We start from the raw sequence: 15154 nt of genomic DNA, 5'->3' as shown, positions 1-15154 counted from the left end.
CCGCGCCCGCCCCCCCCCCCGCCCCCCCCCGCGGCCCCGCCGGCGCGCGGCGCCGGCGCGCCCCCCCCCGCGGGGGGCCGCGGCGGGGGGGGCCCGGGGCCGGGGGCGGGGGTGGGGCGCCGTCCGGGACGGGCATGATTTATGGCGCCCTGTCCGCGTCCGAGTGTGCGGGCGGCACCGCGCGCCAACAAATCACGTTTTAGTCCCGGACGGCACCCCACCCCGTCCCCGTCCCCGGCCTTGGCGCGGATGTGGGGACCGGCCCTGGCTTCGGACCCCGCACTGGCCCTGGGCTGGATACCGCCCTGGCCCTGGCCATGGGGTGTGGAACCGGGTTGTTGGGGCGTCAGTAGGACTTGGGGAGGCCCAGGGTTTGGTGGGAGATGAAGTTGAGGATCATCTCGCGGCTGACCGGGGCGATGCGGGCCACGCGGGAGGCGGTGATGAGGGAGGCCAGGCCGTATTCGCGGGTGAGGCCGTTGCCGCCCAGGGTGTGGACGGACTGGTCCACCGCCTTGACGCAGGCTTCGCCGGCCGCGTACTTGGCCATGTTGGCCGCCTCGCCCGCGCCCATGTCGTCGCCCGCGTCGTAGAGCAGGGCCGCCTTCCGCATCATGAGGCGGGCCAGTTCCAGGTCGACGTGGGCCGCCGCGAGGGGGTGGGCGACGGCCTGGTGGGCGCCGATGGGGTCCTTCCACACCTGGCGGGTCTTCGCGTAGTCCACGGCCTTGGCGAGGGCGTACCGGCCCATGCCGATCGCGAAGGCGGCCGTCATGATCCGTTCGGGGTTCAGGCCGGCGAAGAGTTGCAGGAGGCCCGCGTCCTCGTCCCCGACGAGCGAGGAGGCGGGGAGGCGGACGTCGTCCAGGGTGAGCTCGAACTGCTTCTCCGCCGCCTGGAGTTCCATGTCGATCACCGAGCGGCCGAAGCCCGGGGCGTCGCGGGGGACGATGAACAGGCACGGCTTGAGGCGGCCGGTGCGGGAGTCCTCGGTGCGGCCGACGATCAGGGTGGCGTCGGCGATGTCCACGCCCGAGATGAAGACCTTGCGGCCGGTGAGCACCCAGTCGTCACCGTCGCGGCGGGCGGTGGTGGTGATGCGGTGGCTGTTGGACCCGGCGTCCGGTTCGGTGATGCCGAAGGCCATGGTGCGGCTGCCGTCGGCGAGGCCGGGGAGCCACTCGCGCTTCTGGGACTCCGTGCCGAAGCGGGCGATGACCGTGCCGCAGATGGCCGGGGAGACCACCATCATCAGCAGGGGGCAGCCCGCGGCGCCGAGTTCCTCCAGGACGATGGAGAGTTCCGCTATGCCGCCGCCCCCGCCGCCGTACTCCTCGGGGAGGTTGACCCCGAGGTAGCCGAGCTGCGCGGCGTCCGCCCACAGCTCGTCGGGGTGGCCGCCCTCACGGGCGAGGCGGGCCAGGTAGTCGCGGCCGTACTTGCGGCCGAGGGCGGCCACGGCGGTGCGCAGGGCCTGGTGCTCTTCGGACTCGATGGGGCTCATGCTTCCTCCTGGACTACGGCGAGCAGGGCGCCGAACTCGACCTGTTGGCCGGTGGCGGCGTGGAGCGCGGTGAGCGTGCCGGAGGCGGGGGCGAGGATGCGGTGCTCCATCTTCATGGCCTCCAGCCAGAGCAGGGGCTGCCCGGCGGTGACGGGGGTGCCGGGGGCGAGTCCCTCGGCGACGCGGACGACGGTGCCGGGCATGGGGGCGAGCAGGGAGCCAGGTGCGGTGCGGTCCTGGGGATCGGGGAACCGGGGTACGGGGACGAGGGCGTGGGCGCCCAGCGGGGAGTCGACGTAGACCGTGTTCGATTTATGTTTCACGTGGAACACGCGCCGGACTCCGTCGACTTCGAGGGTGACCAGGGTGGGCGTGGCGGCCAGGACCCGGACCCCGGGGTGGTCCACGGGCTGGTACTGGACCTCGTACTCGGTCCCTGCGGCGGTGTAGCGACGGGTCTGCGGCTGGGAGCGCAGGTTGCGCCAGGCGCCGAGGCGGGCGGCGAGCGGGGCTCCCCCGGCCGGGGCCGCGCCGGCGAGGGCGGCGGCGAGGGCCGCGAGGGTGGCGTCCGGGGCGTCCCGGGTGAGGGCCGGCAGGTGGCGTTCGTAGAAGCCGGTGTCGGGCTGTCCGGCGGTGAACTCCGGGTGGCGCAGGGAGCGTACGAGGAGGTCGCGGTTGGTGGTGAGGCCGTGGATGCGGGCGTCGGCCAGGGCGCGGGCCAGGACGCGGACCGCTTCGGCGCGGGTCGGGGCGTGGGCGACGACCTTGGCGAGCATGGGGTCGTAGTGGATCCCGACCGGGTCCCCGGCGGTGAAGCCGGTGTCGACGCGGACCCCGTCCGGGAGGTCGAGGGTGTGCAGGGTGCCGGTCTGCGGTCGCCAGTCCTGGGCCGGGTCCTCGGCGTAGAGGCGGGCTTCGACGGCGTGCCCGGAGGGCTCGGGGGGCGTGGCCGGCAGGGCCGCGCCCTCGGCGATGCGCAGCTGGAGGGCGACCAGGTCGAGGCCGAAGACGGCTTCCGTGACGGGGTGTTCGACCTGGAGGCGGGTGTTCATCTCCAGGAAGTACGGGCGGCCGTCGGCGGTGACGAGGAACTCGACGGTGCCCGCGCCCCGGTAGGAGACCGCGCGGGCGGCGGCGACGGCGGCCTCGTGGAGGGTGGTGCGCAGGGGGGCCGGGAGGCCGGGGGCGGGGGCTTCCTCGATGACCTTCTGGTGGCGGCGCTGGAGGGAGCAGTCGCGGGTGCCGAGGGCCCAGACGGCGCCGTGGGCGTCGGCGAGGACCTGCACCTCCACGTGGCGGCCGCGTTCCACGTAGGGCTCGGCGAAGACCTCCCCGTCGCCGAAGGCGGAGGCGGCCTCGGCGGACGCGGCGTCCAGGGACTCCTTGAGGGTGTCGAGGTCGCGGACCACGCGCATGCCCCGGCCGCCGCCGCCCGCCGCGGCCTTCAGCAGGAGGGGCAGGTCGGCGGAGGTGGCGGTGGCCGGGTCGACGGGGTCGAGGAGGGGCACGCGGGCGGCGCGCATCAGGTCCTTCGCCCGGGTTTTGGAGGCCATGGCCTCGATGGCCTCGGGCGGCGGTCCGATCCAGGTCAGACCGGCGGCGATGACCTGCCGGGCGAAGTCCGCGTTCTCGGAGAGGAAGCCGTAGCCGGGGTGGACGGCGTCGGCTCCTGCGGCGAGGGCCGCGGCGATGACCAGGTCGGCGCGCAGGTAGGTGTCGGCGGGGGCCGCGCCGGGGAGGCGGACGGCGGCGTCGGCGGTGCGCACGTGCAGGGCGTCGGCGTCGGGGTCGGAGTGGACGGCGACGGTGGCCAGGCCGAGGGCGCGGGCCGTGCGGAAGATCCGTACGGCGATCTCGCCCCGGTTGGCGACGAGCAGGGAGCTGATCGGGTTCGTCATCTGCGGGCTCACATCCGGAAGACGCCGAAGCCGCCACGGGCGCCCTCGACGGGGGCGTTGTGGACGGCCGACAGGCACAGGCCGAGGACGGTACGGGTGTCGCGCGGGTCGATGACCCCGTCGTCGTACAGCCGCCCGGACAGGAACATCGGCAGGGACTCGGACTCGATCTGGGCCTCGACGAAGGCACGCATCCCGGCGTCCTGTTCCTCGTCGTACGGGAGGCCCTTCGCGGCGGCCGACTGGCGGGAGACGATCGACAGGACGCCGGCGAGCTGGGCGGGGCCCATGACGGCGGACTTGGCGCTGGGCCAGGCGAAGAGGAAGCGGGGCTCGTAGGCGCGTCCGCACATGCCGTAGTGGCCGGCGCCGTAGCTGGCGCCGATGAGGACGGACAGGTGCGGGACGCGGGAGTTGGACACCGCGTTGATCATCATCGAGCCGTGTTTGACGATGCCGCCCTGCTCGTACTCCTTGCCCACCATGTAGCCGGTGGTGTTGTGGAGGAACAGGAGCGGGATGTCGCGCTGGTTGGCGAGCTGGATGAACTGGGCGGCCTTCTGCGACTCGGCGCTGAACAGGACCCCCTGGGCGTTGGCGAGGATGCCGACCGGGTAGCCGTGGAGGGTGGCCCAGCCGGTGACGAGGCTGGTGCCGTACAGGGGCTTGAACTCGTCGAAGTCGGAGGCGTCGACGAGCCGGGCGATGACCTCGCGCGGGTCGAAGGGGGTCCTCAGGTCCGGCGGGACGATGCCGAGGAGTTCCTCGGGGTCGTAGAGGGGTTCGGGGGCGGGCGGCGGGTCCTGGTGCGGTTTGCGGTGGTTGAGGCGGGCCACGATGCGGCGGGCCTGGCGGATGGCGTCGTACTCGTCGACGGCGTAGTGGTCGGCGAGGCCGGAGGTGCGGGCGTGCATGTCGGCGCCGCCGAGGGACTCGTCGTCGCTCTCCTCGCCGGTGGCCATCTTCACGAGGGGCGGACCGCCGAGGAACACCTTGGAACGGTCCTTGATCATGACGGTGTGGTCGGACATCCCCGGGATGTACGCGCCTCCGGCGGTGGAGTTGCCGAAGACGACGGCGACGGTCGGGATGCCGTCGGCCGAGAGCCGGGTGAGGTCGCGGAAGACCGCCCCGCCCGGGATGAAGATCTCCTTCTGGGAGGGCAGGTCGGCGCCGCCGGACTCGACGAGGCTCACACAGGGCAGCCGGTTCTGGCGGGCGATCTCGTTGGCCCGCAGCGCCTTCTTCAGGGTCCAGGGGTTGCTGGCGCCGCCGCGCACGGTGGGGTCGTTGGCGGTGATCAGGCATTCGACGCCCTCGACGGTGCCGATGCCGGTGACCATCGAGGCGCCGACGGGGTGGTCGCTGCCCCAGGCGGCGAGCGGGGACAGCTCCAGGAACGCGGTGTCGGGGTCGAGGAGCAGCTCGACGCGCTCGCGGGCCAGGAGCTTGCCGCGCTCCCGGTGCCGGGCCGTGTACTTCTCGCCGCCGCCCGCGAGGGCCTTGGCGTGCTCGGCGTCGAGTGCGGCGAGGCGTTCCAGGGCGGCCGTACGGGCCTGCGCGTGCTCGGGGGCGGCGGGGTCGACGGCGGTGCGCAGACGGGTCATGAGCGGGGCCCCTCCGGGGTGGCTGACGGGTCGACGGGGTCGGGGGCGGTCGGCAGAAGGTGGGTCGGGACGTCCAGGTGACGGGCGCGCAGCCATTCGCCGAGGGCCTTGGCCTGGGGGTCGAAGCGGTGGCCGGCGGCGACGCCGTCGCCGAGGAGACCGGGGACGGTGAAGTTCAGCGCGCGCAGGTTCGGGAGCTCGTGGCGGGTGACCGGCAGGGCGGCGGTCTCGGGGAGCAGCGCCTGGAGCCGCTCGGTGGTGAGGGTCGCGCGCAGCCACGGCCAGGCCGCGTCGTCCTCGGTCCAGACGCCGATGTTGGCGTCGCCGCCCTTGTCCCCGCTGCGGGCGCCGGCCACCAGGCCGAGGGGGGCCCGGGTGGTGGGGGCGCCCGGGGTGGGGGCGGTGGGGGCGGGGGGTGCGGGGGCGGGGGGTGCGGGGCGCGCGGTCCGGGTGGGCGGCGTCCCGGGTGCCGCCAGGGGCGCGGGGACCGGGAGGCGGGCGCCGTCCGGGAGGACCGCCGTGTGCGGGACCCGGCCGGCGGGGACGGTGGCCGAGGCGAAGACGCCGTACGGCTGGGCGGGGCCGGGCGGGGAGGTGACGTGGAAGCCCGGGTAGCTGCCCAGGGCCAGCTCGATCGCCGCCGAGGTCAGGGCGCGGCCGACCCGGTCGGGGGAGGCGTCGCGGACCACCAGCCGCAGCAGGGCGCTGGCCGTCTCCTCGGTGGCGGCGTCCTCGTGGTCGGTCCGGGCGAGCGTCCACCGGACGGAGGCCACCCCCGCGAGGGGTCCGGCCAGCTGCTCGCGCACCAGGGCGGCCTTGGCTTCGACGTCGAGGCCGGTCAGGACGAAGACGACCTCGTTGCGCCAGCCCCCGATGCGGGTCACGCCCACCTTGAGGGTGGCGGGCGGGGGCTCCCCCACGGTCCCGCTGATCCGTACCCGGTCCTCGCCGTCGGGCTCCAGGCGTACGGTGTCGAGCCGGGCGGTGACGTCCGGGCCGAGGTAGCGCGCGCCCTGGGTCTCGTACAGGAGCTGCGCGGTGACCGTGCCGGGGGTGACGGCCCCGCCGGTGCCGGGGTGCTTGGTGATCACCGCCGTCCCGTCTTCGGAGATCTCCGCGAGCGGGAAGCCGGGGCGGCGTACGTCGTGGGCGGTGAAGAAGGAGTAGTTGCCGCCGGTGGCCTGGGTTCCGCACTCCAGGACGTGTCCGGCGACGACCGCCCCCGCCAGCCGGTCGTATTCCTCGGGGCCCCAGTCGAACCACCAGGCGGCCGGCCCGCTGACCAGGGCCGCGTCGGTGACCCGGCCCGTCACGACCACGTCCGCCCCCGCCCGCAGGCAGGCGGTGATCCCGGCGCCGCCGAGGTAGGCGTTTGCGGTGAGCGCGCCCTCCTCGTACGGCATGAGGTCGTCGCCCTCGACGTGCGCGACGGTGACCGGGACGCCCGCCTTCGCGGCGAGTTCGCGGACGGCGGCCGCGAGCGCGGCCGGGTTCAGGCCGCCCGCGTTGGTGACGATCCGTACGCCCTTCTCGTGCGCGAGGCCCAGGCAGTCCTCCAGCTGCCGCAGGAAGGTCTTGGCGTAGCCGAGGCCGGGGTCCTTCAGGCGGTCGCGGCCGAGGATGAGCATGGTCAGCTCGGCCAGGTAGTCCCCGGTCAGGACGTCCAGCGGGCCGCCGGTCAGCATCTCGCGCAGGGCGCCGAGCCGGTCCCCGTAGAAGCCGGAGGCGTTGGCGATGCGCAGCGGTCGGCGGCCCATCAGCGCCCCTGCGGGGCGCGGCCGGGGCCGGCCGGGCCGGCGAAGGCCTGGGCGATGTCCAGCCAGCGGTCGGCGTCGGGTCCGGTGGCGGTGAGGGCGAGGTCGGCCCGGTGGGCGCGCTGGGTGACGAGGAGGCAGAAGTCGAGGGCGGGGCCGGTGACGCGCTGCGGGGCGTCGGCGGGCCCGTACGTCCACACCGCGCTGCCGTCGGGGGCGCCGAGCTCGATCCTGAACTCCCCGTCGGGCAGCGGCAGTCCCCGTACGGCGTACGCGTAGTCGCGGGCCCGTACGCCGATCCGCGCGACGTGCCGCAGCCGGGCGCCCGGAGTCCGGGAGACGCCGAGCGCGTCGGCGACGTCCTGGCCGTGCGCCCAGGTCTCCATCAGGCGGGCGCTCGCCATGGAGGCGGCCTTCATCGGGGGCCCGTACCAGGGGAAGCGGGCGTCGGGGGAGGCCTGCGCGAGCGCGGCGTCGAGGGCGCGGCGGCCCTCGCGCCAGCGAGCGAGCAGGACGGCCGGGTCCAGCCGGGCCCCTTCCTCTGCGCCGTCGTCGACGAACGTGCCGGGGGCCTTCAGCGCCTCCTCGGCCTGGCGCGCGAAGCCGTCGGCATCGGTGAGGGCGAGCAGCGCGGCCCGGTCGGTCCAGTGCAGGTGGGCGATCTGGTGGGCGATGCTCCAGCCGCTCGCGGGCGTGGGCCGCGCCCAGTCGGGCCCGGGCAACGCGGCGACCAGGGCGTCGAGTTCCCCACCCTCCTCCCGTAGATCGGCGAAGACGGCGACGGCGGACGGATCGGGCACGGCGTGCTCCCCTCTCGGCGTGGGGGGAAGCCTGGCAGCCACCGCCAAAACAATCAAGCATGCTTGCATGATTTTCGCCAAGCCCACCCGATTCCCGCCACAGCCGCCAACCTCACGCAGTCACGGGCGAGTTGGCGTCCGCCTACCGCCGCCCGCGCATCGCGCTCCGGCGCCGGTGCGGCGGCCGGGGGGATTCCGGCCGTGCGCCGGGAAGCGGCGGGAGGCCGGTCGGGGGCGTGCCGATACTGGGGGCTCCGCCCGGCCGCCCACCACAGCCCTGGCCACACCCCTAACCACACCTCCAGCCGCATCCGCATCCGCACACGTCCGTCCGCATTGATCGACGACACAGACGACATCGACGACGAGGATGAAACGCCGTGTATCCAGCAGCGCTCTCGCTCCATCCCGAACTCGACGCGACCGCCCTCGCGGTGTTCGCCGCCGCCCTGGAGAGCGGCGACACCGCCGGGCTGCCGCCCGCCCGCGCCGCGGAGGTGGCGGCCGTCCGGGAGGTCGCGGTCTTCAGCCGCGGCAAGGTGGCCGGTACGGGCGGGGACCTGCTCGACGCCGCGCTCTGGCGGCACACCGGCTCCGCGCCCCGTGCGGCCGTGATCATGCCGGCGTCGTGGACGCCCCTGGGCTGGGTGCTGTACGCCGTCCAGGCGAGCGTCCTCGCGGCCCGCGGCTACGACGTCCTCGCCTACACCGCCCGCGGGTTCGCCGCCTCCGAGGGGCAGGTGGACGCCGCCGGGCCGCTCGACGTCGCCGACGGCGGCCGGGCCCTGGACCACCTGCTGGAGCGCACCGCCGGCCCCGTCACCCGGATCGGCTTCCTCGGCCAGTCGTACGGCGCGGGCATCGCCCTGCTCGTCGCCGCGCACGACACCCGGGTGGACGCGGTGGCGGCGCTCGGCGGCTGGGGCGACCTCGCGGAGGTGTTCTACGAGAACTCCACCCCGCGCGCCTCCGCCGTCCGGGCCCTGCGCGCGGCCGCCGCCCGGGCCCGGCTGAGCCGGCGCACCGAGCGGGCGCTGGCGGACGTACCGGCCGGCCGGGACGCCGGGGAGGGCCTGCGGTGGGCGGAGCAGCGCTCGCCCACCGCCCACGTCAAGGAGCTCAACCGGCGCCGGGCGGCGGTGTTCCTCTCCCACGCCTGGCACGAGACGCTCTTCCCGGTCAACCAGACGCTGAAGCTGTTCGGCGAACTCACCGGCCCCAAGCGGCTCGACCTCTCCATCGGCGACCACGGGGCCGCCGAGGCCACCGGCCTGGCCGGCCTGCCGAACCGGATATGGAACGACGCCCACCGCTGGTTCGACCACCACCTCACCGGCGCCGACAACGGCATCGCCGACGAGGGCCAGGTCCTCGGCGAGGTGATGTGGAGCCGCACCCTCGAACCCCACCCCGCCTGGCACGCCCTCACCCGGCGGGTCCGCCGCCTCCACCTCACCGGCGGCGGGGAGCTGGCCGAGGCGCCCGAGGCCGGCTGGACGGCCGGGGTGGTGTGCGGGGTGGACATCCCGGTCGTGGTCGCGGACGAGCACCTGCGCTCCGGGTACGCCGAGCTGGCGGGCCGGCCGAAGACCTACCCGGCCGGCGCCGTCGACCGTACGGTGGCCGCCGTCTGGACCGCCGCGCCCGCCCGCGAGACCACCCGGCTGCGCGGCACCCCCCGGCTCCGCGTCACCTACCGGGCCGCGAACCCGGGGTCCTCGTTCGTCGCGTACCTGCTGGACCTGGCGCCCGACGGCTCGGCGCGGCTCGTCTCGCACGCCCCGTACAGCGACCTCGGTTCCGCTCCCGACAGCCTGGTCAGCGCCGGCCTCGACCTCCAGGCCACCGCCTACGACGTCCCGCCCGGCCACCGCCTGATGCTGGTGGCGGCCGGACGGGACCCGTTCTACGGTGACGCCAACCTCCCCCGCGCCACCCTCGCGTTCACCTCCCCCGAGCCCACCCCCTCGTACCTCGACCTGCCCCTGAACTGACCCCCGTACGGATCAGGGCGCGAGGTCGCCGAGGGTGGCCGCCACCGGGCCGAAGACGTCGGCGATGGTGGTCAGGGCCGCCGTCTGGAGGGCGGCGGCGGGCACGAGGGTGCCGTCCGGCGCGGCCAGCGGCCGGGTGGCGGTGGCCTCGGCGACGACGGTGGGCCGGAAGCCGAGGTTGAAGGCGCCCTGGGCGGTGAACTGGACGCACATGTGGGTCATGAACCCGGCCAGCACCAGGTCGGGTCCGGCTCCCAGGTCGCGCAGCGTCTTCTCCAGCCCGGTGGCGTGGAAGGCGTTGGGGACCTGCTTGACGACGACGGGCTCGCCCTCGGCGGGTGCGACCTCGGGGCTGATGGCGCCGGCCTCGGAGCCGAGGTCGTACCCGGCGTCCGCGACGTGGACGACCGGGATGCCGGCCGCACGGGCGGCGGCGAGCAGCCGGGCCCCGGCGGCCAGGGCCTCCTCGGCGCCGTCGAGGGCCATGACGCCGGAGCGGTAGGTGTTCTGGAAGTCGATCAGGACCAGGGTGCTGTCGGCGAGGCGGGGCAGCGTGTTGTCGAGGCCGATGACGTCGCGCAGGGTCGTGGAGGCGGTCATGGGAAGGGTCCTTTCGGTGGGCGGACAGCGGGAAGGCGGTGGGTGGAGCGGGGCAGGGCGCAGCCGCGGCGCGGCCCGCGGGCCGGGCCGGGACGCGCCGGGGTCTGGGTCTGGGTCAGGAAGCGGTGCGGAAGCGGCGGCGGTAGGTCGCCGGGGTGGTGTTGATCTGCTTGCGGAACGCGCGGTGCAGGGTCTCCACCGAGCCCAGCCCGGTGGCCGCCGCGATCCGCTCCAGCGGCTCGTCCGTGGTCTCCAGCAGCCTGCGGGCCGCCTCGACCCGGGCGGCCTCCACGTACGCGGCCGGGCTGGTGCCGGTCTCCTGCCGGAAGACCCGGGCGAAGTGGCGCTCGCTCAGGCACATGCGCCCGGCCAGCGCCGCCGCCGACAGATCGGCGTCGAGGTGCTCGGTGACGTACACGCGTAGCTCGTCGATGTCCCGGCGGGCCGCGGCCGGACTGCTCAGCGGCACGCTGAACTGGCTCTGGCCGCCCTGCCGCCGCAGGTACATCACCAGCTGCCGGGCCACGGCCAGCGCGAGCTCCTCGCCGTGGTCCTCGGCCACCAGGGCCAGGGCCAGGTCCATGCAGGTGCTGATGCCCGCCCCGGTCCACACCCGGCCGGACCGGACGAAGATCGGATCGGCGTCGACCCGTACCCGCGGGTGGTCGGCGGCGAGCTGCGCGGCCGTCGACCAGTGGGTGGTGGCCCGGCGGCCGTCCAGCAGTCCGGCGGCCGCGAGCAGGTGCGCCCCCACGCACACCGACGCGATCCGGCGGGCGTGCGGTGCGGTGGCCCGCACCCACTCCACGACGGTCGCGTCGATCCGGGCCACCGGCCCGTCCGGGCCGGGCTCGACCGCGCCGGGGACCAGCAGGGTGTCCACCGCGGCCCCCACCTCCGCGAAGGTCAGGTCCGCCAGCAGCCGCACCCCGGCCGAGGTGACGACCGGGCCCGGGCTCGGGGCCGCCAGCCGGACCTCGTAGCCCGCCCGGCCCGCGGTCTCCCGGTTGGCCAGGGCGAAGACCTCGGCCGGGCCGGTGACGTCGAGCAGGTCGACATCGGGGAAGACCGCGATCACGACGCGGTGGGGAGTGGGCATGCGTCCATGGTCACGGGGCCGCCCGATGGCCGCAATGACGGCTCTCTGTCACATCCGGACGGGACCTGCGGGGTGGCGCACTCAGAGCTGCTGGGCCTTCTTGCCGATCTGGGAGCGGACCGCGCCCATGCTGGCCGCGATCACCAGGGCGATGGCGACGGCGTCGAACACGGACATCGCCTGGTGCAGCACCAGGAATCCGGCGCTCGCCGCGATGGCCGGCTCCAGGCTCATCAGGATCGCGAAGGTCGGCGCGGGCAGCCGGCGCAGGGCGAGCAGTTCCAGCGTGTACGGCAGCACGGAGGACAGCACCGCCACGCCGAGGCCCAGGGCGAGGGTGCTCGGGACGAGGAGGTCGGAACCCGCCTCGACCGCGCCCAGCGGCAGCGAGATCACGGCCGCCACCGCCATGGCCAGCGCCAGGCCGTCCGCCTGCGGGAAGCGGCGGCCGGTCCGGGCGCTGAAGACGATGTACGCGGCCCACATCGCGCCCGCGCCGACGGCGAAGGCCGCGCCCGCCGGGTCGAGGGAGCCGAAGCCGAAGCCGCCCCCGCCGTGCCCGGAGAGCAGGACCACGCCGGCCAGGGCGAGGCCCGCCCACAGCAGGTTCACCAGGCGGCGCGAAACGATCACCGACAGGGCGAGCGGACCGAGAACCTCCAGGGTCACGGCCGGGCCGAGCGGAATGCGGTCGATGGACTGGTAGAAGAGGCCGTTCATGCCCGCCATGGCCACGCCGAACGCGACGACCGTGCCCCAGTCGGAGCGGCTGTAGCCGCGCACCTTGGGCCGGCACAGGACCAACAGCACCAGCGCGGCCGCGGCCAGGCGCAGGGTGACCACGCCGGCGGCGCCCGCCCGGGGCATCAGGGTGACCGCGAGGGCGGCGCCGAACTGCACCGAGACCCCGGCGCAGACCACGAGCGCGACCGGGCCGAACCGGGTCCGGGCCGAGGCCGCCGCGGTGGGGGCGGAGGCGGCGGAGGCCGGTGCGGAGGCCGGTGCGGTGGTGTCCGGGGACGGGGAGGGTGCGGGCATGAATCCAGCCTAAGGGGTACGTAAGGACCGACCATCCGTGTTTTGCCTTACATACCGCCCGGCAGCCCCTCCTCCAACCCCTCCGCCAACCCCTCCGCCAGCAGCTCCGCCAGGTGGCGGGCGCGCCGGCCGGAGGACAGCTGCGCGATCTGGGTGCGGCAGGAGAACCCGTCGGCGAGGACCTCCGTGTCCGGCCCGGCGGCCCGCAGCGACGGCAGCAGCCGTTCCTCGGCGCACGCCACGGAGACGGCGTGGTGACCCGGTTCGAAGCCGAAGTTGCCCGCGAGGCCGCAGCAGCCGCCGCTGAGCTCCCCGGTGAGCCCGGCGCGTGCGCGCAGCCGGCGGTCGGCGGCGTCGCCGAGGACGGCGTGCTGGTGGCAGTGGGTCTGGCCGGCGACGGGCCGGTCGAGGCGCGGCGGGGTCCAGTGCGGCGCGTACTCCTCCAGGGTCTCCGCGAAGGTGCGCACGGCCGCGGCCAGGCGGTGGGCGCGGGGGTCGTCGGGGAGCAGGGCGGGCAGGTCGGCGCGCAGGGCGGCCGCGCAGCTGGGTTCGAGGACCAGCACGGGTCCCCGTACCTCGCCCAGGGCGTCCAGGGTGCGGCGCAGCACGGCGCGGGCCCGGTCCAGGCGGCCGGTGGAGACGTACGTCAGGCCGCAGCAGACCCGCCCGCCGGGCAGCCCGACGGTGAGCCCGGCCCCCTCCAGCACGCGCACCGCCGCCCGCCCGGTCTCGGGGGCCAGGTACTCGGTGAAGGTGTCGGGCCACAGGGTCACCCGGGTCCCGGGACCGTCCCCGGGACCGGGACCGGGACCGGGCCCGGCGCCCACACCGGCACCCGCCCCCGGGCGCCCCTCGTACGCCCGCCACCACCGGGTGAACGGGGTGGCCGCCAGCGGGGGCAGCGGCCGCTCGCGGGTCAGGCCGGGGAGCGGGAGGCGGCCGGCCGCCGCGTTGGCGGGGCGCGTCGCGCGCAGGGCCGTGATCAGGCGCAGCCACGCCGGCAGGCCGCCGAGGAGGTAGTGGGAGGCGGGGCGGACCCGCCCGGCCCAGTGGTGGTGCAGGAACTCCGCCTTGTACGCGGCGACGTCGACGCCCACCGGGCAGTCGCTGCGGCAGCCCTTGCAGCCCAGGCACAGGTCGAGGGCCTCGGCGACCTCCCGCGAGCGCCACCCGTCGGTGACGACCTCCCCGGCGAGCATCTCGTGCAGCAGCCGGGCCCGGCCGCGCGGGGAGTGCCGTTCCTCGCCCGTGGCCCGGTACGAGGGGCACATCACCCCCGCCCCGCCGGCCTCGGTGGAGCGGCACTTGGCGACGCCGACGCAGGTCGCCACCTCCGCCGCGAACGGCGTCGCCGGCAGCACGGCGAAGCGGAGGTTCTCGTCGAGGCGGGCCGGGCGGACCAGCGTGCCGGGGTTCATCCCGCCCGCCGGGTCCCAGACGTCCTTGTACGCGGCGAACAGGGCGATGACCTCGGGCCCGTACATCCGGGGCAGGAGTTCGGCCCGGGCCTGGCCGTCGCCGTGCTCCCCCGACAGGGAGCCGCCGTGGGCCACGACCAGGTCGGCGAGTTCCTCGGAGAACGCCCGGAAGCGGGCCACGCCCGGCGCCGTCACCAGATCGAAGTCGATCCGGACGTGGACGCAGCCCTCCCCGAAGTGCCCGTACGGGGACCCGCGCAGTCCGTGCTCCGCCAGCAGGGCGCGGAACTCCCGCAGGTACGCGCCGAGCCGCGCGGGCGGTACCGCGCAGTCCTCCCAGCCCGGCCAGGCCATGGTGCCGTCGGGCAGCCGCGTCGCCGTGCCCGCCGCGTCCTCCCGGATCCGCCACAGGGCGCGCTGCCCGGCCGGGTCGGCGACCACCACCGCGTCGAGGGCGTCGGCGGCCCGGACCAGGGCGCGGGCGGCGCCCTCGTCCGGCATCTCCACGAACAGCCAGGCCCCGCCCCGGGGCAGGCCGGCGGCGCCGCGGACCAGGTCCTCGGCCATCCCCTCGACGGTGAGCGGCCCGTACGCCAGCAGCCCGGCGGCGGCCTCCGCGGCCGCGCTCTCGTCGGCGTACCCGAGGACGGCGAGGGCGGGCGCGGCCGGGAGCTCCACGAGCCGCACGACGGCCTCGGTGACCACGCCGAGGGTGCCCTCGCTCCCGCAGAAGGCGCGGGCCAGGCCGGTGCCCCGCTCGGGCAGCAGCGCGTCGAGGCCGCCGTAGCCGGAGATCCGGCGGGAGAAGCCGCCGGCCATCCCCGTGCGCAGGACCGCGAGGTTGCGCCCGACGAGCTCGCGCAGGCCCGCCGGGGCGCCGGCCCAGCCGCTGCCGATGCGGTGCGCGGTGCCCGCGTACGTGGTGACGGCGAGCTCCGCGACGTTGTCGGCGGTGGTGCCCCAGGCCACCGAGTGGGCCCCGCACGCGTTGTTGCCGATCATCCCGCCGAGGGTGCAGCGGGAGTGCGTGGAGGGGTCCGGGCCGAAGGTGAGCCCGTGGGGGCGCACGGCCTCCCGCAGCCCGTCCAGGACCAGCCCGGGCTGGACGACGGCGGTGCGCCCGAGGGGGTCAACCGACAGGAGGCCGTCCATGTGCCGGGTGAGGTCGAGGACCACGCCGGTGCCGGTGGCCTGTCCGGCGATGGAGGTGCCGCCGCCGCGCGGGACGACGGGCGTCCCGGCCGCGGCGCAGACGGCGAGGGCGGCGGCCACGTCGTCGGCGTCGCGCGGGGCGACGACACCGAGGGGGACGCGCCGGTAGTTGGAGGCGTCCATCGTCACCAGCGCCCGCGCGGCGGCCCCGAAGTCCACCTCCCCGCGCACGTTCGCCCGCAATGTCCGCTCCAGGTCCCCGGGTGCCGTCACGGCGTCCAGCCTGCCAC

10 protein-coding genes are annotated in these 15154 nt (G+C 75.8%); 1 reads left to right on the top strand and 9 read right to left on the bottom strand.

Annotation, left to right across the window (positions count from 1 at the left end; all coding sequences use genetic code 11):
* Positions 1-346: 346 nt before the first annotated feature.
* The 5 genes from ACFYYT_RS27115 to ACFYYT_RS27095 are packed head-to-tail and all read right to left on the bottom strand — an operon-like array spanning position 347 to position 7563.
* Positions 347-1504 carry an acyl-CoA dehydrogenase family protein gene (locus tag ACFYYT_RS27115; protein WP_351830746.1) on the bottom strand — a complete coding sequence of 386 codons (1158 nt, stop codon included), beginning with the start codon at positions 1502-1504 and terminating at the stop codon, positions 347-349.
* The gene (locus ACFYYT_RS27110) at positions 1501-3402 is read right to left on the bottom strand and encodes a biotin carboxylase N-terminal domain-containing protein (RefSeq protein ID WP_351830748.1); all 1902 of its coding nucleotides are present in this window, start codon (positions 3400-3402) and stop codon (positions 1501-1503) included. Before ACFYYT_RS27110 ends, ACFYYT_RS27115 begins: the two co-directional genes overlap by 4 nt.
* A gap of 8 nt (positions 3403-3410) precedes the next feature.
* Complete coding sequence (locus tag ACFYYT_RS27105; protein ID WP_351830750.1) at positions 3411-5009, bottom strand: carboxyl transferase domain-containing protein; 1599 nt, start codon at positions 5007-5009, stop codon at positions 3411-3413.
* Positions 5006-6766, bottom strand: a complete 1761-nt coding sequence (locus ACFYYT_RS27100) for an acyclic terpene utilization AtuA family protein (RefSeq protein WP_388609523.1) — start codon at positions 6764-6766, stop codon at positions 5006-5008. Before ACFYYT_RS27100 ends, ACFYYT_RS27105 begins: the two co-directional genes overlap by 4 nt.
* A complete protein-coding gene (locus ACFYYT_RS27095; RefSeq protein ID WP_351829397.1) occupies positions 6766-7563 on the bottom strand; it encodes a TIGR03084 family metal-binding protein in 798 nt (265 codons plus the stop codon). The genes ACFYYT_RS27100 and ACFYYT_RS27095 overlap by 1 nt, the downstream gene beginning before the upstream one ends.
* A gap of 380 nt (positions 7564-7943) precedes the next feature.
* Between ACFYYT_RS27095 and ACFYYT_RS27090 the strand changes: the two genes are divergently transcribed.
* Positions 7944-9557, top strand: coding sequence for an alpha/beta fold hydrolase (locus ACFYYT_RS27090; RefSeq protein WP_351829395.1), 1614 nt, complete (start codon positions 7944-7946; stop codon positions 9555-9557).
* A 12-nt stretch (positions 9558-9569) separates the two neighbouring features.
* Here ACFYYT_RS27090 and ACFYYT_RS27085 read toward each other — a convergent pair whose 3' ends face one another.
* The 4 genes from ACFYYT_RS27085 to ACFYYT_RS27070 all read right to left on the bottom strand — a co-directional run bounded on the left by ACFYYT_RS27085 (position 9570) and on the right by ACFYYT_RS27070 (position 15146).
* Entirely contained in the window at positions 9570-10157 is a 588-nt protein-coding gene (locus ACFYYT_RS27085) for an isochorismatase family protein (protein ID WP_351829392.1), read from the bottom strand.
* Between the two features lie 115 nt (positions 10158-10272).
* On the bottom strand, positions 10273-11256 hold the full coding sequence (locus ACFYYT_RS27080) for a DJ-1/PfpI family protein (RefSeq protein WP_351829389.1): 984 nt from the start codon (positions 11254-11256) through the stop codon (positions 10273-10275).
* Positions 11257-11337: 81 nt separating this feature from the next.
* Positions 11338-12294 (bottom strand): EamA family transporter, encoded by a 957-nt coding sequence (locus ACFYYT_RS27075; RefSeq protein WP_351829387.1) that lies wholly within the window; start codon positions 12292-12294, stop codon positions 11338-11340.
* Positions 12295-12341: 47 nt separating this feature from the next.
* A complete protein-coding gene (locus ACFYYT_RS27070) occupies positions 12342-15146 on the bottom strand; it encodes an FAD-binding and (Fe-S)-binding domain-containing protein (protein WP_388609536.1) in 2805 nt (934 codons plus the stop codon).
* Positions 15147-15154 lie beyond the last annotated feature (8 nt).

Source organism: Streptomyces sp. NPDC002032 (assembly GCF_042890765.1).
Taxonomy (GTDB): domain Bacteria; phylum Actinomycetota; class Actinomycetes; order Streptomycetales; family Streptomycetaceae; genus Streptomyces.
The sequence above is the reverse complement of the archived record's forward strand: the minus strand, read 5'-3'. Positions and strand labels throughout refer to the sequence as shown.